19 protein-coding genes and 2 pseudogenes are annotated in these 21,413 nt (G+C 58.4%); 8 read left to right on the top strand and 13 right to left on the bottom strand.

Going from position 1 to position 21,413, the window contains the following annotated elements; all coding sequences use genetic code 11:
* Window positions 1-11: 11 nt before the first annotated feature.
* Window positions 12-503 (bottom strand): annotated as a pseudogene (locus A7K61_RS32060) (LysR family transcriptional regulator); the annotation flags it as partial.
* A gap of 67 nt (window positions 504-570) precedes the next feature.
* Entirely contained in the window at window positions 571-1,314 is a 744-nt protein-coding gene (locus A7K61_RS01825; protein WP_017737776.1) for an SDR family oxidoreductase, read from the bottom strand.
* Window positions 1,315-1,436: 122 nt separating this feature from the next.
* Between A7K61_RS01825 and A7K61_RS01820 the strand changes: the two genes are divergently transcribed.
* Window positions 1,437-2,345, top strand: coding sequence for a LysR family transcriptional regulator (locus A7K61_RS01820; RefSeq protein WP_069556834.1), 909 nt, complete (start codon window positions 1,437-1,439; stop codon window positions 2,343-2,345).
* A gap of 30 nt (window positions 2,346-2,375) precedes the next feature.
* Here A7K61_RS01820 and A7K61_RS01815 read toward each other — a convergent pair whose 3' ends face one another.
* A complete protein-coding gene (locus A7K61_RS01815) occupies window positions 2,376-2,690 on the bottom strand; it encodes a helix-turn-helix transcriptional regulator (protein ID WP_017737778.1) in 315 nt (104 codons plus the stop codon).
* Between the two features lie 85 nt (window positions 2,691-2,775).
* On the opposite strand from A7K61_RS01815, the gene A7K61_RS01810 reads away from it, so the two are divergent.
* From A7K61_RS01810 to A7K61_RS01800, 3 genes are all read left to right on the top strand, one after another.
* The gene (locus A7K61_RS01810) at window positions 2,776-3,867 is read left to right on the top strand and encodes an NADH:flavin oxidoreductase/NADH oxidase (RefSeq protein ID WP_026136919.1); all 1,092 of its coding nucleotides are present in this window, start codon (window positions 2,776-2,778) and stop codon (window positions 3,865-3,867) included.
* A gap of 188 nt (window positions 3,868-4,055) precedes the next feature.
* A complete protein-coding gene (locus A7K61_RS01805) occupies window positions 4,056-4,349 on the top strand; it encodes a putative quinol monooxygenase (RefSeq protein WP_017737780.1) in 294 nt (97 codons plus the stop codon).
* A gap of 10 nt (window positions 4,350-4,359) precedes the next feature.
* The gene (locus A7K61_RS01800) at window positions 4,360-5,379 is read left to right on the top strand and encodes a zinc-binding alcohol dehydrogenase family protein (RefSeq protein WP_017737781.1); all 1,020 of its coding nucleotides are present in this window, start codon (window positions 4,360-4,362) and stop codon (window positions 5,377-5,379) included.
* Window positions 5,380-5,530: 151 nt separating this feature from the next.
* Here the strand turns inward: A7K61_RS01800 and A7K61_RS01795 are convergent, their stop codons facing one another.
* Window positions 5,531-6,838 (bottom strand): OprD family porin, encoded by a 1,308-nt coding sequence (locus tag A7K61_RS01795; RefSeq protein WP_069556833.1) that lies wholly within the window; start codon window positions 6,836-6,838, stop codon window positions 5,531-5,533.
* Window positions 6,839-7,684: 846 nt separating this feature from the next.
* Here A7K61_RS01795 and A7K61_RS30715 point away from each other — a divergent pair.
* Window positions 7,685-8,086: an SPOR domain-containing protein gene (locus tag A7K61_RS30715; protein WP_080758726.1), complete on the top strand. Its 402-nt coding sequence runs from the start codon at window positions 7,685-7,687 to the stop codon at window positions 8,084-8,086.
* A 70-nt stretch (window positions 8,087-8,156) separates the two neighbouring features.
* A complete protein-coding gene (locus A7K61_RS01790) occupies window positions 8,157-8,447 on the top strand; it encodes a DUF6388 family protein (protein ID WP_069556832.1) in 291 nt (96 codons plus the stop codon).
* A 104-nt stretch (window positions 8,448-8,551) separates the two neighbouring features.
* Here the strand turns inward: A7K61_RS01790 and A7K61_RS01785 are convergent, their stop codons facing one another.
* The gene (locus A7K61_RS01785; protein WP_069556831.1) at window positions 8,552-9,406 is read right to left on the bottom strand and encodes an AraC family transcriptional regulator; all 855 of its coding nucleotides are present in this window, start codon (window positions 9,404-9,406) and stop codon (window positions 8,552-8,554) included.
* A gap of 129 nt (window positions 9,407-9,535) precedes the next feature.
* On the opposite strand from A7K61_RS01785, the gene A7K61_RS01780 reads away from it, so the two are divergent.
* Entirely contained in the window at window positions 9,536-9,871 is a 336-nt protein-coding gene (locus A7K61_RS01780) for an alginate export family protein (RefSeq protein WP_256557690.1), read from the top strand.
* Window positions 9,872-9,961: 90 nt separating this feature from the next.
* Here the strand turns inward: A7K61_RS01780 and A7K61_RS01775 are convergent.
* From A7K61_RS01775 to A7K61_RS01740, 8 genes and pseudogenes are all read right to left on the bottom strand, one after another.
* A pseudogene (locus tag A7K61_RS01775) lies at window positions 9,962-11,229 on the bottom strand (OprD family porin).
* A 98-nt stretch (window positions 11,230-11,327) separates the two neighbouring features.
* A complete protein-coding gene (locus A7K61_RS01770; RefSeq protein ID WP_069556829.1) occupies window positions 11,328-12,905 on the bottom strand; it encodes an aldehyde dehydrogenase (NADP(+)) in 1,578 nt (525 codons plus the stop codon).
* Between the two features lie 183 nt (window positions 12,906-13,088).
* Window positions 13,089-14,747: an acyl-CoA synthetase gene (locus A7K61_RS01765; RefSeq protein ID WP_069556828.1), complete on the bottom strand. Its 1,659-nt coding sequence runs from the start codon at window positions 14,745-14,747 to the stop codon at window positions 13,089-13,091.
* Window positions 14,748-14,816: 69 nt separating this feature from the next.
* The gene (locus A7K61_RS01760; protein ID WP_069556827.1) at window positions 14,817-15,950 is read right to left on the bottom strand and encodes an acyl-CoA dehydrogenase family protein; all 1,134 of its coding nucleotides are present in this window, start codon (window positions 15,948-15,950) and stop codon (window positions 14,817-14,819) included.
* Window positions 15,950-17,077: an iron-containing alcohol dehydrogenase gene (locus A7K61_RS01755; RefSeq protein ID WP_069556826.1), complete on the bottom strand. Its 1,128-nt coding sequence runs from the start codon at window positions 17,075-17,077 to the stop codon at window positions 15,950-15,952. The genes A7K61_RS01760 and A7K61_RS01755 overlap by 1 nt, the downstream gene beginning before the upstream one ends.
* Window positions 17,078-17,118: 41 nt before the next feature.
* Window positions 17,119-18,687: an acyl CoA:acetate/3-ketoacid CoA transferase gene (locus A7K61_RS01750; RefSeq protein WP_069556825.1), complete on the bottom strand. Its 1,569-nt coding sequence runs from the start codon at window positions 18,685-18,687 to the stop codon at window positions 17,119-17,121.
* Window positions 18,688-18,723: 36 nt separating this feature from the next.
* Window positions 18,724-19,164, bottom strand: a complete 441-nt coding sequence (locus A7K61_RS01745) for a MaoC/PaaZ C-terminal domain-containing protein (protein ID WP_069556824.1) — start codon at window positions 19,162-19,164, stop codon at window positions 18,724-18,726.
* A 29-nt stretch (window positions 19,165-19,193) separates the two neighbouring features.
* Window positions 19,194-20,315, bottom strand: a complete 1,122-nt coding sequence (locus tag A7K61_RS01740; RefSeq protein ID WP_069556823.1) for a glycoside hydrolase family 88 protein — start codon at window positions 20,313-20,315, stop codon at window positions 19,194-19,196.
* Window positions 20,316-20,486: 171 nt separating this feature from the next.
* Between A7K61_RS01740 and A7K61_RS01735 the strand changes: the two genes are divergently transcribed.
* On the top strand, window positions 20,487-21,389 hold the full coding sequence (locus tag A7K61_RS01735) for a LysR substrate-binding domain-containing protein (RefSeq protein ID WP_069556822.1): 903 nt from the start codon (window positions 20,487-20,489) through the stop codon (window positions 21,387-21,389).
* Window positions 21,390-21,413: the final 24 nt, after the last annotated feature.

Here is a 21,413-nt window from a genome sequence, read left to right as displayed (position 1 = left end):
GTTGAAACAGGCGTTGAAAAACGGGATGACGCTCCTGGGAAGGATGAGGAGTCGGCTACATCTGTGGTAAAAAGGGCGTCGACAAAGCGATCGGTAAACCACAACTCCACGTGCAGCTCAGGCCACTGCTTCAGATAGGCATCAAGGATCGGCAGGACATGGCGCTGACCAAAGGACAGCGGGACCGTGAGTTTAAAGGTACCGGTCGGCCGCCCACGGCCCGGACCATGGTCACCTCGACCTCATCAAGATCCTCGATAATCTGCCGCCAGCGCTCATACGCAATCTGCCCCTCGTCCGTCAGGCTCAGTTTGCGCGTCGTGCGATTGAGCAACCGTGCGCCCATCCGGTCCTCCAAGCGAACAATGCGGGTCCATGCCCAGTGTAATCGCCGCGGCGGTAAAGCTTCCCGCCTTCACGGTAAAAACAAACGGGTTGATATCACCGATATTGGTTGGCTTGCGTGGAAGTTTGGCTCCAGGCCAGACATTCGAAGTATTCAATAGTGCTAAAGCTTAGTCGCTCGCGCCCGTGCCTTTGCGCAAGGGCACAAACGGCACAGGTTAACTATCAGAAGTCTTGCGCCGTCGGACGCAGAACAATCTCGTTGATATCGACATCGGCAGGTTGCTCGATCGCGTAAGCGATGGCCCGTGCAACCGAATCAGCCGGGATGGCCTTCTTGTAAAACTCGCCAACGACCTCGGCGCTCGGCTGGTGCCCGCTGCCGAACTTGAGCTCGGAATCCACCGCGCCCGGCTCGATGGTCGTCGTGCGAATATTCCCGCCGACTTCATGACGCAGGCCATCGGAAATAGCGCGCACCGCAAATTTGGTACCGCTGTACACCGATCCACCGGGGCTGAACACCTTGATGCCGGCAACCGACGAGATGTTGATGAAGTGACCGCTGGCCTGTTGTTCGAAAAGCGGCAACGCGGCCGCGATGCCATACAACACGCCCTTGATGTTGATGTCGATCATGCGATCCCACTCTTCGACGCGCAGCTGCGAAATCGGAGAGATCGCCATCAGCCCTGCATTGTTAATCATCACATCGATGCGACCGAATGCCTCGACAGCCTTGGCGACCAGCGCAGACAAGTCCTCTTTGTTTGTGACATCGATCGGATGGGCAATCGCCTTGCCGCCTGCTGCGGCGATCTCCCGGACAATCGCGTCCAGACGATCCTGGCGACGGGCGCCAAGCACTACATGGGCGCCGAGCGCTGCCAGATGACGCGCCGTTGCTTCGCCCAGACCGCTACTCGCACCGGTGATAACGACCACTTTACCCTGGATGTTTTTACTCATGTTCAGCGCACCTGTTGAGACCTGTTTGGGTTGATGAGTGCAGTCTGCGCTGGTTTTATTCGTCAGAAAATGGAAGAGTTCGGATTTGAGAATTCCATTTTCTGGAACGGGAGTTGACGCCAATGCTCAATCGCATGGAGCTGATTCGGATCTTTTCGGTGGCGGCGCAATCGACCACGTTTCGCGATGCAGCCACCCGCCTCGGCACCTCTCCGCAGACCGTGACACGCGCCATCAAAGAACTGGAGCGCACGCTTGGGGAGCTGTTGTTCCACCGTAGCACGCGGCAGGTTCACGTCACCGCTTTTGGTGCCAAACTCGCCTTGCAAGCCCGGGAAACCCTGGAACGGGTGGATCAGTTGTTTATCGCCAACAGTAAACAGGAGGCAAAAGGCGTCGTCGGCATCACGGCCCCCCACGCCATTGGCAAGCTGTATCTGATTGAGTTTCTGAAACCGCTGATGCGGGAGAATCCCGGCCTGAGCATCGACCTGAGCCTGGATGACCAGCTCACCGACGCGGTGGCCAACAAGATTGACATCGGTATTCGTGTTGGAGCTGTGCGGGATCGGCGCTATATCGCCAGAACGGTGGCCCATGTCGACCTGAAAATCGTCGCGGCGCCGTCACTCCTCGACACCGTGCAATGCCCTGGCAGCATCGAGGATCTGAAACGCTTGCCCCTGTCGATGCTGATCGATCGCAAAAACGGCCGCCCCTGGCCGTGGGTGCTTGCCGAGGGGCAAACGTTCCTGCCTGCCTCCCCGGCATTTACCTGCGACGATCCAGAAACCGAGCGAGAGATTGTTCTGGCGGGAATCGCCTGTGGGCAAATGCCCGGTTATCTGGCAGAACCCTATCTGTCTGAAGGGCGACTGGTCGAGCTCATGCAACACGATGCTCCGCCGCCTTCCGAATTGATCATGTATCGCCCGCAATCAGGGCCCGTGGCACCGAGAGTGAGGCTCGTGTACGACCACCTGGTCAACTGCTTCTCAGATCCGCGTGTTTTTGCGCAGAGCGCGCGCTGAAAGAGTTGGGTGGAAAAACACCCGTGAGCCTCATCTTCCTTTTTCGTCGTACTGGGACAGGATCGTTTCCAGCAGGCCCGGAAAACGGTGACTCAAGTCTTCCCTACGCAACGAGTTCATGTGTGTCGTGCCGATGGTCTGGGTTTGAACCAGTCCGGCATCTCGCAGCACCCGGAAATGGTGGGACATGGTGGACTTCGCACGGCCACCGTCCAGCTCGCCACAGCTGGCCTCTCCCAGCTCGGCGAGGCGCCGGACAATCTCCAGGCGTACAGGGTCGCTCAAGGCGTAAAACAGACGCTCAAGAACGAATTCACTGAGAGGAAGGTGTTTGAAGGGGCGCATGAGCGAATCATACACGGGTTTGCTCTATGTCAATAGTTCGAATATTATCGAACAAGAGAAATAGTATCCCTCGGAGAAAAACCTAATGTCTGCGCTGTTCCAACCTTTCACGCTCAAGGATGTCTCCCTTCGCAACCGGATCGCGATTCCCCCCATGTGCATGTACTCGGCCAATGATGGCCTGATCAACGATTGGCACACTGTGCACTATGCCACCCTCGCGCGTGGCGGCGCAGGACTGGTGGTCGTCGAGGCGACTGCCGTGTCACCCGAAGGACGGATCACGCCTGGCTGCGCTGGTATCTGGAATGATGAGCTCGCCCGTGCCTTCGTGCCGGTGGTGCAATCGATCAAGGCTGCCGGCGCAGTGCCAGGTATCCAGATTGCCCACGCGGGGCGCAAGGCCAGTGCGAACCGTCCTTGGGAAGGTGACGATCATATCGGCGAGGATGATTCGCGTGGCTGGCAGACCATCGCCCCGTCGGCTGTTGCCTTTGGCGCTCAGCTCGCCAAGCAGCCGAAAGCCATGACGCTGGAGGATATCGCCCGGGTGCGCGAGGATTTTGTCTCAGCCGCTCGCCGTGCACGTGAAGCTGGCTTCGAGTGGTTAGAGCTGCATTTCGCCCATGGCTATCTGGCCCAGTCATTCCTCTCTGAACACTCCAACCTTCGTGACGACGCCTATGGCGGAAACTTCGATAACCGTAGCCGCTTTCTGCTGGAAACACTGGCGGCGGTTCGCGAAGTATGGCCAGAGCACTTGCCGCTGACCGCTCGCCTGGGTGTTATCGAATACGACGGCCGGGATGAACAGACCTTGTCAGAGGCTATCGAACTGACACGTCGTTTCAAGGACGGTGGTTTGGACTTGCTCAGCGTCAGTATCGGGTTCACCATCCCTGAATCGAACATTCCTTGGGCCCCCGGTTTCATGGGCGAAGTTACCCAGCGGGTACGGCGCGAGACGGGGATTGCGGTGGCCTCGGCATGGGGCTTCGGCACGCCGAGCGTCGCCGAAGAAGCGGTGAGAAGTGGTCAACTGGACCTGGCGATGATTGGCCGGGCGCACCTGGGCAATCCTAACTGGTCCTATTCAGCCGCCCAGGCGCTGGGTGTAGAGCGTGCTGCCTGGACCTTGCCCGCTCCCTATGCCCATTGGCTTGAACGCTACAGGTGATCCCGCCGGAGCGAGAGCGCTCGCGTGGCCTTAGGGCTATCAACTTGGTCGAATGCCCAAGTGGGCAAGATTGTTGTCGCGCTCTCACCCGGATTCAGGTTTTTGGCCGCATGGCCGGCATGGACATCTTCGATACACCCGTGCCAGCCAATGCTCCCTCTTCATATCGCACACAGACAGGAGGTTTGATGACCACCCCTCTGACACTGATTGCCACCTTGGTCGCCAAGGCCGGCTTCGAAGTCGAGCTCGAGCAGACGCTGCAGGGCCTGCAAGGCCCAAGCCGAAGCGAAGCGGACTGCATCCAGTACGATTTCCACCGTGATGCCGAGCAGGCTCGCACTTTCCACATGATCGAGCAGTGGCGGGACGAAGCGGCGCTGACTGCTCACGAAGCGACACCGCATTTTCAGGCAGCGCTCCCTTTCATCGAACGCGCTGCTGAAAAGCTCACCATCACGAAAATGTATCGCATCTCCTGAGGATCTTCGAATGAAAGCCATTGCACACTTCAAATGCCTGCCTATTGAACATCCCGACGCCTTGGTGGAGATCGATATACCCGAGCCAGTGCCGGGGCCGCGCGACTTGCTCGTAGAGGTAAAGGCCGTATCGGTCAATCCTGTCGATACCAAGGTGCGGCAGGGCTACGTACCGCACGAGGACGAAAGCCAGCCGCGCATCCTCGGTTGGGACGCTGCCGGCGTGGTCAAGTCGGTCGGCAGCGACGTAACGCTCTTCAAGCCCGGTGACAGGGTCTGGTACGCCGGATCGCTGATCCGCCCGGGCAGCAACAGTGAGCTGCAACTGGTGGACGAGCGTATCGTCGGCTCAATACCCCAGTCGCTGGATTTCAGCGAGGCTGCGGCATTGCCACTGACTTCCTTGACCGCTTGGGAATTGCTGTTTGATCGCCTCGGTGTTGCACGCGATACCACCGACCGGGGCGAAACGCTGCTGATCATCGGCGCTGCAGGCGGGGTGGGTTCAATCCTGACTCAGCTGGCGCGTCAGCTAACCGGGTTGACGATCATTGGTACGGCTTCGCGCCCTGAAACCCAGACCTGGGTCACCGAGCTTGGTGCGCATCATGTCATCGACCATACCAAGCCACTCAGCGAGGAGCTCAAGCGCATCGGTATCGCACAAGTCAGCCATGTCGCTAGCCTGACCCAGACCGATCGGCACTACGAGCAAATCATCGAATCACTGAAGCCTCAGGGCAAGCTGGGCCTGATCGATGACCCGGCCACGCTTGACGCCGTACCGCTCAAGCGCAAGAGCCTGTCGTTGCACTGGGAGCTGATGTACACCCGCTCGCTTTACGAGACAGAGGACATGCAAGAGCAGCACAACATCCTCAACGAAATTGCGCGGCGCATTGATGCGGGTGACTTGCGCACCACCGTTGGCGAAAACTACGGGCGCATCAGCGCAGAAAATCTTCGTCGAGCCCATGCTCTGCTGGAAAGCGGCAAGGCGAAGGGCAAGATCGTGCTGGAAGGCTTCTAAGAGGGCGTAGACAAAATAAATCAAACCGGCTGCACCACCTACCTAATGTCCTGAGCGTCGGGCGGATAATCCTGCACAGAAGCACCCGTGTTATCGGGTGCCTTCCTCAGCGTGGCCGGACTGAAAGCGCTATTCGTCCTCATGACACTCGTTAGAGAAGCGGAATGCTATAGCTTACAAAAACTCGGTTCTGATCTACGTTACGAGCCGCTTCGCTGTTGGACTTGCCGTTACGCCAGCCGAACCCGACACCTTTAAGCGCTCCGGACTGAAGGACGTAGTCCAGGCTAATGTCTCTTTCCCATTCCTTTTGGTTGTCGCCGGACGTAGTTTTAATATTATCGCCGGAGAGGTACATGACCGAGCCTTTCAGGCCAGGAACTCCCAGAGCGGCAAAGTCGTAAGCATACTGACCGAAAGCTGTGCGCTCGCCTGCGCGGGTGAACGTTTGGATCAGGCGGTCTGTATACAGATACAGGCTTGCTCCACCGGCGCCCTTGTCTATCAGGCTGCCCTGATTGAGTTGAGTGAAGTTGCTGCCATCCGACACACTTTGGTACCCCGCAGTAATCGCGTGGCCACCCAGCGTGTAAATCAACGCGGCACTCCAGGTACGGTTGTCGATCTCTCCATCACCGTTTTTGGTGTAGCCATTAATTCTGTAGCCTGACGTACCGGAGCTATTTGCACCTGACGAGTCAGTTTTGAAGTAGCGCAGGTCGGTTTTAAGGGACTGATTGTCCGAGAGCGCAAGGGTGTGAATCAATCCAAAAAAATGCTGCGTATAGTAGTTATCGAGGTTTGCGTAGTAGTACTGAGCTGTCAGATCCTTGGTGACACTCCAATCGCCCCCGGCGAAGTCAAACTGATTGCTCTCACGCGTACCACCAGCAACGGCCAACCCCGTCTGATCGCTTGAACCACGCCCTGTCGCATGTTCGATCCGACCTCCAGTCAAGGTCAGCCCCTTGAACTCGCTCGAGGTGATTTGACCGCCCTCGAAGGTTTGTGGAAGTACGCGCCCATCGTTGGCAACCAGAATTGGGAGTTTCGGAATCAAGGTGCCGTAGCGAAGTTCAGTTTTCGACATTTTGACTTTTCCGGTCAGCCCCACCCGGCTCCACTCGTCGACGGCACGGTTGTCACTGTCAGAAGGCATCATGGTGCTGCCGACATGCCGTCCTTTGCCGCTGTCCAGGGTAACCCCCAGCAATCCCAGGCCATCGACACCAAAGCCAACCATGCCATCGGTATAACCCGATTTGAAGTCCAACATGAAACCCTGCGCCCATTCTTCGGTTTTGGAAGGGGCGGCAGTGCCATCGCGGTTGTCGTTATTGAAGTAGAAGTTCCTCATCCCCAAGGTGGCCTTGCTATCACTTAGAAAGTCAGCATGCGCCTGTGCACTCAGGGTGATACCAAGAAACACCGAACTTGCAGCAATTTTTTTCCTATTCAATTGTATAGCGCTCCCTTTGTTATTTTAAAGTAATAGAAGCAACGCAAAATCTTAGAGGTCAACGCAACGCACACGAAGGACCGGTACTTAGTCAATTTCAACTAGCCCGATAATTGGCACGCCATCTTATTCTTCTGAACATTCTGCTCCATGGCAGCGCGTTGGAAAAAACCACCGAGGTGATCTGCACATGAGCATGAGGTGAACGGATGATCGTCGCATGTAGCGTACCCGGAGGGCGCCGATATGGCAGGTCTGCCTTTCGATAGCAGGTGGGAATCTGGTCATTTTTCGTGGCTCTTGTTGTTTTACAGCGCGAGAGCGCTAGAGCCAAGTGTGTGTGAAAGGCGCAGGGAGCGCTTTGCCTGGGGAGATGGAGTTTTGCGCCGAAGTCTGGAAATTTGTCTTTGCGTCTGATTTAAGGGGCTGGGACCCGACACAATTCCGGTCATGTTCGACGACTTCGATGACTTTATGGATAGCGACCGGGCTCTATAACTTTTTAATTTTGAGCGTTCATCACATAAGTGGCGAATGCAGATCCTTCGCGGTTTTCCACAAGGCACTTTGGCCACGATATTTATCTTAAATACAAGTATTTCATAGGATTAACCTCTCCCATTCTGATATGGTTTTTTTCGACTATCTGAGCCTTTTTCGTGAATCAGTAGTCTATAAAGTGCACGCCCGATGTTCTCTAAAACAACAAAAAGCAGCCAACTAATTTTGGCGCTTGGGCACACTGACGCGCTCGAGAACTCAGACCATCTCAGGATCAGAAATAAAACCTTTCTTTATAAAAAGAAATGGCACAAATAACTATTCACTTGATTTGGAGAGGGCGCCGTGCGAAAGCTTGGCTTGGGCTTACTGGTAACTGGCGTTTTAGGGCAACTATCAGCTCTACTATGGACCTACACGTCCACAGGACCAACTTGTGAAAATAACGTCGACAATTCATACATCCAGCAAAAAGTGACAGACTTCGAGCACGAATTTGACGACATCGCTAATAAAGTTGCGACAGAAATCAGTACAAATCTTCCCGACGAATTCACGCCCGCATTGAATACGCCCAGCCGCCATCGCGCACTAAAAGCCATTCAGCAACTGGAGTTGCCGGTAGCGCGTAAAGAAAACAATTTTGTCGTCATAGGCCCATATAAACATAAGCAGGACGCGGCTCGAGTCGTGAAAGAGCTGAGTGAAAGTCATGGCGTTCGAGGATGGATGATGGCAGGAAATTGACATAGTCCAATTTAGCGCTGGGCCGACCTTGAACAACCAGCTACTTATTGCATGCCACAAGAGAGCATTCATGATCGCAAAAGAACTTAGAGCCGAACTTGCCCTGAAGAAATTCCTGGACGCCAATCTATGGATTCAGCTTGAACTCAGCGAGCTGAATTACAGCCTCGCTGAAAACTGCGGGCCCTCGCCAGAAGAATATAGCCTTAAATTTCTGAAAGAAGCATTTGAAACAGAAGCGGATGCTCACGACTGCGATTGCTGGGATTTTATCCTGCAGTGGGTAGCTGAAACCAAAGAAGAACTTGAGTTGATGCGCGAAGAACGCATGAAAGAGATCTATGATTCTCTCGACAATTAATAGACTCTACAAGTTTGGTCGTCTATAAAAACCGGCAATTTCAAGATGAAAGACTAACTTCATCGGCGGGAGTATTGCCCAATACCCCCCGCCCTCATCTCGGTTCAAGCCGTCGTATAACAATCCACTACGCGCCGATATTGGCTGGGTGAAGCTCCGATGTGCTGACGGAAAAACCGTGTGAAATGACCTTGCTCGGAGAACCCGAGGTTCTCCGACAACAGGCCCAACGTTCCACTGCGCTCACGCTCCAGCCAGGCAAAAGCCCGGCGCATGCGCGCGTCGTTAAGCAACAGGGTCGGCGTCATGCCGGTATCTTTCTTGAACAGCGCAAAGAAGTGCGCCCGGGACAGACCACAAGTCCGCGCGGCGTTGTCGATCGGGTGCGGATCATCGAGGTGCTCAAGCAACCAGGCGGTGCCACGGCGCACGCGCGCGTCCCGGAACTCACCTGAACTCGGCGCCCCCAATAGCGACAAATGCCGCCAGCTGGAAAAGTCCTCGATCAGTTCGATCAGGAAGTCGAACAGCATGAACTCCATGCGTTCTTTCGGCACGATCCCGCAGCCATGGGCTTCGGCGACCAGGATGTCGGCCAAGGTGCGATTACGGCTCGACAGCTCGATGCACGACTGGGCAAAAAAGTCCGGCCGACCGCTGAGCGCCAGCGACTGCTGGGCAGTGGCCAGCCAGGCGGGCTCGATGTAGAGCGCCAGGATTACAGTGGCACCGGCACCCGGCTGCGGATCGTAGAAATGCGGCTCCCAGGCGTTGACCAGCACTGCCGTGCGATCGCTGAGCGGCACCCGCCGCCCGTTGACGTTGAAGTAAGTGTCTTCACCGGACACTTTGACCAGCACATGGCATTCGGAATGGGTGTGGGTAACCAGCGAACGATCCATGTTCAGCAAGGCGACCCGGCCAAACCTGCCGTGGAAAACCCGTTGGGCAATCGACATCAGATTCCTCCGCTCGCTTGAAGCGATATTGTTATCGGCCACCATGAAGGATTATCGAGGCGTTCATGTGTTTCCGGACCCGACGATCACTCAATGGTTCAGCACTTTGCTGGCCACTATCGCGCGCGAATGACCGAGCGTCTACCTCGACTTTCGCAGCCCCCACGCTCGTCGGAAAAGCCGACTCACTTCAACAAGTTCCGTTTCGAACCGGGCATGTTTGCTGCCTGGCGAGAAAGCAACGATGACGGCGTCTATTTGCCCGGCATGACCACAGCGCCCAGAACAACCGCCAGCAGCGGAAAACGCCTGGGCACCCTGTATCAGGCCAACGCCAATTGGACGCCGACCGCTAACGTTTCCGTTGACCTCGACTATCTGTTCTACGACATCGGTTCGGCGATCAAAAGCGCCGGCGGCAACAACTCGCAAATACTGGTGCTGCGCTCTACGTTTCGCTTTTAGGCATCAAGGTCATCCGACACGCCACTACCGCGGTTACGGCATCAACCGATAACCGCGGCGGCGCCCGCCATGGACATCGACGCAACAGCCTTACCAGAGCGGCAGGCTGTAGCTGACGATCAGGCGATTCTCGTCGATGTCACTGGCAAAGCTCGAGCGATACGTCGCGTTGCGCCATTTGATGCCGACGTTTTCAGCGCGCCACTCTGGATCACATAGCCGATGTCGGTATTACGCTCCCACTCCTTGCCGGTTCCCGAAGCTACTCCCAGGTCAACCTGGTCGCCTTTTACATAGCGGGTCATAAAGGTCAGGCCAGGAATGCCGAGGCCGGCGAAGTTGAAGTCGTAACGGGCTTGCAGGGAGCGCTCGTCCTGATTGCCGAAGTCGTTGATTTGCAGCAGGTTGACCAGGTACGGATCGGTGCCCTGAACGTTGGCGAAACCGGTATCGCCGCTCATTTTCTGGTAGCTGAGACCGAAGGCGTGCGCACCCATTGAATAGGTGAACATGGCGCCGAGCATTTGGTTGTCGACATTGCTGCTGCCGTCATCGGTCGAACGGGCCCAACGCAGATCGGATTTCAGCGCCTGCCCCTCGGCAATAGGCAACACATGCATCACCGTCAGATAATGCTGCTTGTACAGGTCGTCCAACTGCGCGTAGTGGTAGCCAGTACTGAGCGTCTTGCTCCACATGAAATTGCCACCGAGAAAGTCGAACTGGTCGGTGGTGGCCCTCGCCCCGGTCACGATGTTGCGCCTGGGGCCTTTCATGACGGTCATGTCTTCGCGATTGGTCGAGTCGCGCTGGTTCACCTGGGTGAGGCGACCGGCGTCGAAGGTCAGACTCGCGAGGTCCGTCGAGTTCAGCCAGCCCCCTTGGAAGGTCTGCGGCAGCAGCCGTGTATCGTTGGGCTGCAATACCGGCAGCTTGGGAATCAGGGTCCCCACTTTGAGGGTGGACTTGGAGACCCGGAGCTTGGCAGTCAGGCCAAGCTCGCTATTGTCATCGGGTGCCCTCCTCGACTCGGCGCCACGCGGTAGCAGACCGGTGGCGCCCGCGCGATCCGGGCTCGAATCCAGCTTGATGCCGAGTAAACCAAGCGCATCGACCCCCACGCCTACGGGTCCTTCGGTATAGCCGGATCCGTAGCGCAACAGGAAGCCTTGCGCCCACTCCTCCTCCTTGTTTTGTGGGGCCGCTGGCTGGCGGAAGTCTCGGTTCATATAGAAATTGCGCATGTCCAGACTGGCCTTGCTGTCCGCAAGGAACTCAGCCGAAGCGGATGAACAAACGCCAAAAACCCCAGTAAGGCCGGACAGCAGAAAAGTATGGGTGGGACGAAGTACGTGCATAGTTCTCTCTTCTTGTTAGGTGGTAATCGGCGATTCCAAACGGCATTACGTCGAGATACCCGGCGAACCGACATCCATCAGCATCTGCGGATGACGCCTTATATCGCCTGGGTGGTACTGCAACCGTCCAGCAGACGCTGAATGCCCAGCGGGTTGGCATTCCTCAACGCCTCCGGCAGTAGCGTGTCCGGGTAGTTCTGGTAGCACACCGGGCGCAGGAAGCGGTCGATGGCCAGCGTACCGACGGAGGTGCCGCGCGCATCCGAGGTGGCGGGATAAGGCCCGCCGTGCACCATCGCGTCACACACCTCGACGCCGGTCGGGTAGCCGTTGAGCAGTAACCGGCCGGCTTTTTGCTCCAGCACAGGCACCAGTTCGGCGAATGCAGCCAAGTCGCCTGGCTCGGCAATCAGGGTCGCGGTAAGCTGACCGTGCAGGCCATGCAGCGCCTTGATCAACTCGGCCTTGTCAGCCACTTCGACCAGCACGGCGATCGGTCCGAAAACCTCTTCCTGGAGCAACTCGTCGTCTTCCAGCAACAGGCTGACATCGGCCTGGAACAACTGCGGCCTGGCTTGCTCACCTTCCTGTGCCTGCCCCCCCAGATGCTTGATGGCCTTATGTGCATGCAGTACCGCCAGCCCCTTCTCGTAGTTGTGCAGGGTGCCGGCATTGAGCATGGTTTGCGCTGGCTGATCACCCATCAAGCCGGCGATTTTTTCAATAAAGCTGGAGAACTCCGGCGAGCGAATGCCGATCACCAGACCGGGTTTGGTGCAGAACTGGCCACAGCCCATGACCACCGAAGCGGCCAGCTCGTTGGCCACGCTGGCACCACGCTGTTTGAGCGCTTCGGGTAGCACCAGAACCGGGTTGATGCTGGACATCTCGGCGAACACCGGAATCGGCTGCGGCCTCGCCGCGGCCATGTCGCACAGCGCGCGACCGCCTTTGAGCGAGCCGGTGAAACCAACGGCCTGGATCGCCGGGTGTTTAACCAGTGCCTCGCCAACGCCTGCGCCGTAGATCATGTTGAACACGCCTTTGGGCATGCCGGTCTGTTGCGCGGCACGGATGATGGCATCGGCCACGCACTCGGCGGTCGCCATATGGCCACTGTGCGCCTTGAACACCACCGGACAACCAGCAGCCAGGGCGGCGGCGGTATCACCACCTGCCGTGGAGAATGCCAGCGGGAAGTTGCTGGCACCGAATACAGCCACCGGTCCAACGCCCATCTTGCACTGACGCAGATCGACACGCGGCAGCGGCTTGCGATCGGGTTGCGCCAGGTCGATACGGGCACCGTAGAAATCGCCACGGCGCAACACGTTTGCAAACAGCCGCATCTGGCCGCTGGTACGGCCACGCTCACCCTGGATACGGCCGGCAGGCAGCGCGGTTTCGCGGGTTACCAGGGAAACGAAGTCATCACCCAGTGCATCCAGTTCGTCGGCAATAGCGTCGAGAAACGCCGCACGCTTGACAGCCGGCAGTGCACGAAAGGTGGGAAAAGCCGAAGCGGCGGCCAGGGCAGCCGCATCGACTTCGGCGGGGCTCGCCTGGACGAAGTCATAGGGTAACCGCTCGCCAGAGGTCGCATCGTAGCTGTGCAGATAGACGCCGCTTTCACCGCGACGTGTACCGCCAGTGTAGTTATGGCCGAGAATTTTCATGGGTGTCTCCTCGCTCAAAAGGCAGGGATACCGAAACCACCGGGCCGTCGTGATCGCCGCCGACACTGTCCGCGTCTGCAACGTCACTCGACCTGGATGAGGCATCCAGTTGAATTTTTTTGCACAACATCGCGCAAGCCCGAACAGGCCTACGGAAACCGGAATTTCAGTCTCGAACGTCCTTCAATCGATCGGGATGGCCGCATCTTTCGAAGCCAGCCGCAAGGCGTGTTCACGCAGTTCGACTTTGCGCACCTTGCCAGTTGCCGTCTTGCTCAAATCCCCCACGATGACCCGCGTCGGCACCTTGTAATGGGCCAGGCAGGAACGGCAATGGGCGATGAGTTCCGCTTCGCCGATGCTCGCGTCAGGGCTCGTCTCGACAAAGGCACAGGGGGTCTCGCCCCACTTGGCATGGGGCATGGCAACCACCGCCGCGGTACGGACAGCCGGATGCCGGTAAAGCACTTCCTCGACCTCGACCGAACTGATGTTCTCACCACCTGAAATGATGATGTCCTTAGCCCTGTCTCTGATCTGGATGTAGCCGTCCTCATGCACCAGGGCAAGATCGCCGGAATGAAACCAGCCACCCGAAAAGGCCTCGGCGGTGGCCTGCGGATCCTTCAGGTAGCCCATCATCGTCATGTTGCCGCGGAACATCACTTCGCCAATGCTGCGGCCATCGCGCGGCACCGGCGTGAAGTCCTCGGGGTCCAGGACCGCCATATCTTCCTGAGCCGTATAACGCACGCCTTGTCGACTTTTGCGTTCGGTCAGCAAGTCGGTGGAAAGCTCGCTCCATTCCTGGTGCTCGGCACATATCACAGCGGGACCGTAGACCTCCGTCAGACCGTATATCTGCAAAAGATCGATGCCCATTCGATGCAACGCCGCAATCACCGGCAGTTGGGGCGGAGCGCCACCGATCAGGCCATGAACACGGTGGCTGATCCCGGCTTTCCACTCCTTTGGCGCATGGGCCAGCATGGCGTGCACCACTGGCGCGCCGCAGTAATGGGTAACACCGTGTTGTCGAATCATCGACAGCACGCATTGCGGTTCACAGCGGCGAAGACACACGTGAGTGCCGGCGTTGACCGCCATGGTCCAGACGAAGCCCCAGCCATTGCAATGGAACATGGGCAGGGTCCACAAGAAGATGGAGTGCCGCGGCATTTGCCAGTCGAGCATATTTGAAAGCGCCGCCAGATAAGCCCCCCGATGGTGATAAACCACCCCCTTGGGACGCCCTGTGGTGCCCGAGGTGTAGTTCAGGGCAATCGGCTGCCACTCGTCCACAGGTTCCTGCCAATGCTCGTCTGTAGAAGCCGCGCCGATGAACGCCTCGTAGTCGAGCTCACCCAGACGCTCGCCGCCCGGCCCCTCGCTGTCATCGATGTCGATCACCCTTGGCCGGTGCTCCAAAAGTGCCAGCGCCTGGCCGACGGCGCTCGCGTATTCGGTGTCGCTGATCACGAGCCGGGCTTCGCAATGCATCAGGATGTAGGCGATTGCCGCAGGATCGAGCCGGGTGTTGACCGTGCACAAGACCGCGCCACACATCGGTACGCCGAAATGCGCCTCGATCATCTCCGGGGTGTTGGCGGCGATCAATACCACCGTATCGCCACGGCCAATGCCCGCGGCCTTGAGCGCAGATGACAGGCGGCAGACCCGGTCGTAGGTCTCGGACCAGTTGTATCGACGCGCACCATGGATAACCGCCAACCGCTGCGGATATACCTGGGCGGTGCGGGCTATGAAGCCCAGCGGCGTGAGAGGCCGGTAGTTGACCGGACTTTGCTCAAGGCCGAGGTCATAAGGATTGGAGCCTGGCATGCTGATTTTCCCCGAAGATAGCTGAACGACCGGCTCCCCAACGGAACCGGCACAGGCTGCAGGACGCGTTTAGCTCAGCACTTGCCTGGAAATGATCATGCGTTGGATTTCGGAAGTGCCTTCGACGATCTCCAATACCTTGGCGTCGCCGAAAGCGCGTGCGACCGGGTATTCAGTCATGATGCCGTTGCCGCCATGGATCTGGATCGCCTGGTGAGCCGCCTCCATCGCCCTCTCGGTAGCGAAGAGCTTGGCCATGGACGCCTCGACATCACATGACAAACCGGCGTCCTTGCGCGAGGCCGCGTCGTAGAGCATCAGGCGGGCGGCGTGGGCATGGGTGGCCATGTCGGCGACCTTGAACTGCAGCGCCTGAAAATGTTCGAGCCGCTTGCCGAAGGCGCTGCGATCCTTCAAGTAGGCGACCGAGCGTTCCATGGAGCCTTGCAGAATACCCAGCCCCAGCGCACCGATCAGGATGCGCCCGGTGCTTATGTTGCCCAGGGTCTGCTTGAGCCCCGCGCCTTGTTCGCCGAGTAGATGGTCGGCCGGCAGCACGCAATCTTCGAAGAACAGTTCATAAGTGGTCGATCCGCGCCAACCGATCTTCTGCAGCTTGCGCCCCAGGCTGAAACCGGCGGTATCGGACGGCAGGATAAAGTTGGAGATTTCCTTGCGCCCGTCGTCCCGCGTGCCGGTAACGGCTGCGATCACGATCGGACCGGTGATGTCGGTACCCGAATTGGTGATGAAGGTCTTGGAACCATTGATGATCCACTGACCGTCTCGCAGAACGGCACGGGTCTGGATATTGGCGGCGTCCGAGCCTGCATTCGGCTCGGTCAGCCCAATGCAGCCGACCTGCGTCCCGTCGATGATGGGGCGCAAGTAACGCTCCTTCTGCGCAGGAGTGCCATAATTGTTGATCAGGCTGGCGGGCGTGGAATTGGCCATCATGGACGATGCCACAGCCGCGTCTACCCGGGCGATTTCCTCCAGCACAATGGTAAAGCCAAGCCAGTCCCCGCCACCGCCACCGTGCTCCTCCGGGTAGGGAAGGCCGAGGAAGCCCAACTCTCCGGCCTGCTTCCAGACCTGATAGGCAAACTCCTGCTCCTCCCAAAGGCGTTCGGAGACCGGTGCAATCTCCTGCTCGGCGAACCGCCTGACGGCATCGCGAATCATTACATGTTGCTCATTCATCAATAAGACTCCTCGAGCATCCGCAGGTAGTCCTCTGCGGTGGCAGGACGGGGGTTGGTGGCGTGGCAGTGGTCTTTGAGGGCGGCCTGGGCAATCTCAGGCAGCGCAGCCCGGTCCAGGCCCATCGCGCCAAGGCTCACGGGCAGACCCAGGCGGGCGGTCAACCGGGCAATGGCTTCATCTGGGGCGACGCCTGCACTCAGTCCCATGGCTTGGGCCAACGCCTCGTACTTGGCACCGACGGCTGGCCGGTTGAAACGCATCACTGCCGGCAGCAGCACCGCATTGAGGGTGCCATGGTGCAAGGAAATGCCGGGCACGGCCCCCAGGGGATGGGACAGGGCATGCACCGCTCCCAGTCCTTTCTGAAACGCCATCGCGCCTTCAGTCGCCGCCATCATCATGTTCCAGCGCGCCTCCCGGTCACTGCCATCGATCGTCGCGCGCTCGATATTGGCCATGCCCCGACGCAAACCATCCAGGGCAATGGCCTCGGCCGGCGGGTTGATGGCAGGCGCCAGGAAGGTCTCGATGCAGTGGGCGATCGCATCCATGCCGGTAGCCGCTGTCAACATCGGCGGCAGGCCCAACGTCAGATCCGGGTCGCAAATGGCCACTTTAGGCAGCAGATAAGGGCTCAACAGGCCAAGCTTGCGCCCGGACTTCATCACGATAACGCCGGCCCGCCCTACTTCGCTGCCGGTCCCTGCCGTCGTGGGAATCGCCACCAGTGGCGCGACTTTATCGGTGATTCGCCCGACACCGCCATCCACCACCGAATACTGCTGCAGCGGCGCAGGATGGGTGGCCAGAAGCGCCGTCGCTTTGCCCAGATCGATCGGCGATCCGCCACCCAGGGCAACGATGCCATCGCAGTCATTGTCCTTGAACATCGCAGTAGCGGCGACGACCGCCTCCTCGGTGGGATTGGCTGGCGTCTGGTCGAAGATCGCGGCGGGAGGCGAGGCCAGGGTCCCCAGTACGCGATCAAGCAGCCCGGCAGCGCGCACGCCCTGGTCGGTGACGATCAAGGGCCGCCGTATGCCCAGGCGATCAAGCTCGGACGGCAATAGCTCGATTGCGCCCTGTTCGAATTGGATGGTGGTCAAATAGTTGATAACAGCCATAGCGTGGAATCTCCTCGTTTATTGGCGCGACGATGGCGTGCTCAGGACTTGAACACGGCCGCATTCATCAGGGGCAAGGGGTCGGCTATGCGCATCGGGGCATAGTCCATCAGATCGAGTACCTGGCTTTGCAGGTCGATCCCGGGAGCGATTTCCGTCAGCACCAGCCCTTCGGGCTCGATGGCAAACACCGCCCGCTCGGTGATGAGCATGGCGCGCTGGCCACGGGTGGCGACGTTGAGGCGCACCGGATAGGTAATTTCCTGCACGTGGCGGGCGAACTTGCGTACCGATCCCTCACGCACGATGCGCAACTCGCCACCCTCGTACGCCACCTCCAGCCCACCGGTCGTGAAGGTGCCGGTGAAAATCAAGGTTTCAGCGTTGTAGGCGATATCGATGAACCCGCCAGGCCCCGGGTTCGCAGCGCCGAATCGGCTGACGTTGACGTTGCCGTTTTCATCGAACTGGGCGAACGCCAGCGCTGCGACCTTGCAGTTGCCGCCATTGATGAAGTCGAACTGGGCCGGGCCATCGAGCAGCGCCTCCGGATACTTATTGGCGGAGAACTGCCAGCCACTCATGACGATGCCACCGAACGGACCGTGCTCCGTCGTAAAGCGGTGACGCAGGAGTCCGTCGCCATCGAAGGCGCCATCTTCCATCATCACGCTCGGGATATCGGAAGATGCGCCGAAGCCAAAGATGCTCGGCACGCCCGGACGAATCTCGCAAGCCGCCCGCCGGGCGATAATCTTGTCGGCACCGGCAGGCAGTACTGCCGTGCAGCCACCAGGAAAGAGCTGCCCCCCCAGGTAGCTGTCGTCATACACGACCTCGGTGGTCATCATGGCTTGAGGGGCAACGACAACACGATCCACCAGTTCGCCGGGAACACGCACAGCGTGCACCGGCCGCGCCTGGCGGGGGACGATCTTGCGGACCTGCGCGATCACTGTGCCGCCACAGGCCTTAACCGCGAGCGCCATGGCCAAGGCGCTGGAAGTGATCGGCTCGTCTTCGAAGCTGAGGTTGCCGTACTCATCGGCACTGCTTGCGCGCAGCAAGGCTACGTCCACTGGCTGAGCGGGATAAAACAGATATTCCTGGCCTTCGAACTCCACCAGCTTGACCAGATCTTCCTCAGCGCACGCCGTATATTTACCCCCTTGCTGGCGCGGGTCGATGTAACTACCCAGGCCGATGCGCGTGAGGTAACCCGGACCGCGGCGCGCCACTTCCCGGAGCCAATGCATGGTCGCGCCGATGGGCCAGCAATAGGCTTGGACCTTGTTCTCGCGGATCAAGCGCATCATTTGCGGACGTTTTCCGGTCTTCGGATCCAGCGTATTGATGTAGTTGCCCGAGATGACGCGCTTCATCAAGCCTTCTATCGCGACATGATCCATCCCGCGGATGTCCATCGCGTCGCCAACGCTGACCGGAAAGAAAAAAGTCAGATCCCGGGGCGAGGCACTCTCCTCGAAACGCTGCGCCAGCGCCTGCAGCAAGGTATCCGGCGTGAGCCATCCGATAACACCGACACAGCCAACCGTCTGGCCAGACTGAATATCGGCCACGGCCTCGGCAGCCGAGCATATTTTGGTCATTACACTCTCCTCTTGTTTTTATGAGTGCCGAGGGCGTTACTCTTGGAAGTGAATGATGTGGGTGCCGACGCACACGGTGTCGCCGTGCTGGTTGGTCAGTACCGCCTCTGCCCAAAGCCGCTTCTTCTCATCATCGGCACGGGCGATGCGGTAGCTCACGGTCAAGGTGTCACCTATGAATACGGACTGGGTGAAACGTACCCGGTCGTATCCGTAGGAAACGGCCGGGCGGTCGATCAGCCCCAGGTACTTGGTAACGGCGCCAGCGATGTAACCCACCAACATTGCCCCCTGGGCCACCCGAGCGCCCAAGCCGACGCGCTTGCAATACTCCTCGTCGACATGATTGGGATGGTTGTCACCGCTGATCCCGGCAAACGCGTAGATATCGTATTCACTGACTGTGCGGGTGTAGCTGGTCTGCGTGCCGATGAGGGACGAAACCTCTCCGCGATGAGGACTATTGAACTCAGGCATGGCTGTCTCCTTGTGACTGATTTGTGTGCTCATACCCGCTCGGAAGCCAGGCGACCGTCGAGTACCAACAGTGCTTCGAAAAGAAAGTAGTCACCCCAGATCAACTCGTTTTCCATTGCGACACCGAGCTTTCGATTGAAACAACCATGGGTGAGGATGCCGACGGGGCGGGAGTCGCTGGCACCGACCGGGGTCTGATAGCGCAGCACCAATGCCTCGACGATCGCCTCTGCGGACTGCCGATAACGCTCACGTCTTTCCGGCAGGCAGACAGCAAGCTTTAACAATGCAGCCGCGGCGATGGCAGCACCCGAGGTGTCGCGACTGGTATCGGGAATTGCCGGATCATCGAAGTCCCAGTACGCCACATGGTCCTTGGGCTGATGTTCCAACCACCAGTCAGCAACCTGAATGGCGACGTCTCGGAATTCCATTTCTCCGCGATTGAGCGCCTGAGCGAGGGAAACCATCGCCCACGCCTGGGCACGAGTCCACGTGCTTTCGCCGTGAATGCCCTTGTGGGTGTAACGGCGCAGCAACGCCCCGGTTTGCGGATCGAAACTGGCGGACTGACAGACAGATCCGTCATCGCGCACGCAGAGTGCGATATGTTGGCGAAGGTGATTGCGAGCAATCTCGAGGGAGTCAAGCGCTGCCGCATGCTTGATCAATAAAGGAACCGGCCCTGGCAGCGCATCGATGTTTGCCTCGTTGCTGCCGACATCCGAGGCCTCCTCGGCCTCTTTGCCCAAGGGAATCAATTGCGCTTGGGGGTTGTACATGTCGAGCAATCCGCGAGTGCCTGCCAACGACAAATTGCGCGCCGTTTCGTCGTTCAGAAGCTCAGCGCCCAGCTCGGTGCCATACCAGAAGAGAAAGCCCTTGAACGCCGATTGGGACGAAGCGCGTGGCCCAAGGCGCTCGGCCCAGATCCGCGCTTGATCATGGTAACGCGGCTCTTTTGTATGCCAGGCGGCAAGCCAAAGCATGCCCACCCAAAACCCCCCCGTCCAGTCGCCTGCCGGACTACGAGTCCATTCACCAGTGGTTTGGTCGGCGTAATGGGGAAACCCTTGGCCGGGCTGATCGAGGGTCGCGTCAATGCGTGTCAACACTCTATCGATTGCGCGCTTGAGAATCTTGTTATCCAACTTATCTCTCCTATAGTTGCGCCGTTTTCAAATGGCAGAAAATGTCTTCCGATAAGAGCCGAATCAATGTATTGAGCCACTGTCTTGAGGCCACGGAAGACATGTTACGAATTGACTTCCGAGACTTCCAATATATAATTTGATCAAGAATAATATTAAAAAGGTATTAATATGAACCTGCGGCACATGCGCTATTTTATTGCAGTTGCGGAGGAGCTGAGTTTCACTCAGGCCGCGTTACGACTGCACATTGCCCAGCCGCCTCTGAGTCAACAGATTCGTCAATTAGAAGAGGAGCTCGGCGTAACGCTATTTCAACGGACCAAGCGCCATGTGCAACTTACAGATGCTGGCCAGGTATTTTATATTCATGCCAAGCAGATTCTACGGGCCACGGATGTCGCGGCACTGGAGGCTCAACGCGCCGAACGCGGAGAGATTGGCCGGTTGTCCGTGGGCTTCTTCGAACATATGTCCTATACCCTGCTGCCGCCGATTTACCGCGCCTTTTGCGAACGCTTCCCGGATGTGGAAGTGGTCCTGCGCTGGTTCCCTGTGGTGGACCAGGCCGATGCGCTCCTGCGAGGCGATGTCGATATCGCCTTCATGCGCCCCACATCGCAATTCGACGGAATCAGCACCGAGACGCTGCTGACAGAACCCTTCGTACTTGCGATCCCGGAGCACCACCCGCTGGCGTCCCAGGACAGCGTGGCGCTGAGTCAGTGCGCCACCGAGCGCTTTGTCCTGTACGCGCCCAAACTGGCTCCCGATTTTCATACCATGATTTATCGCCTTTGCGCGGAAGCAGGTTTCACACCCAACGCGGCACTGGAGGTCGGCCAGATTTATGCCTGCCTGGGCCTCGTCAGCTCAGGCGTAGGCCTGGCCCTGGTACCGAGTTCTGTTCAGCGCATTCACCTTGAGCACCTTACATACCGGCCTATTCAGGGGCAGATGCCCTTGGTAAAAGTGATGCTTGGATGGCGCAGCAGTAACACTTCGCCGCTATTGCAGTCGTTTATTGATACCGCAAAAGAAGTGATGACGGCCTTCGAGCACGAGCGACTTTAATAATTGACAAGGCGCCCTCTGTGG

Source organism: Pseudomonas sp. AP42 (assembly GCF_001728935.1).
In the GTDB taxonomy this organism is placed as follows: Bacteria; Pseudomonadota; Gammaproteobacteria; order Pseudomonadales; family Pseudomonadaceae; genus Aquipseudomonas; species Aquipseudomonas lactis.
This window is presented reverse-complemented; position numbering and strand designations above follow the sequence as displayed.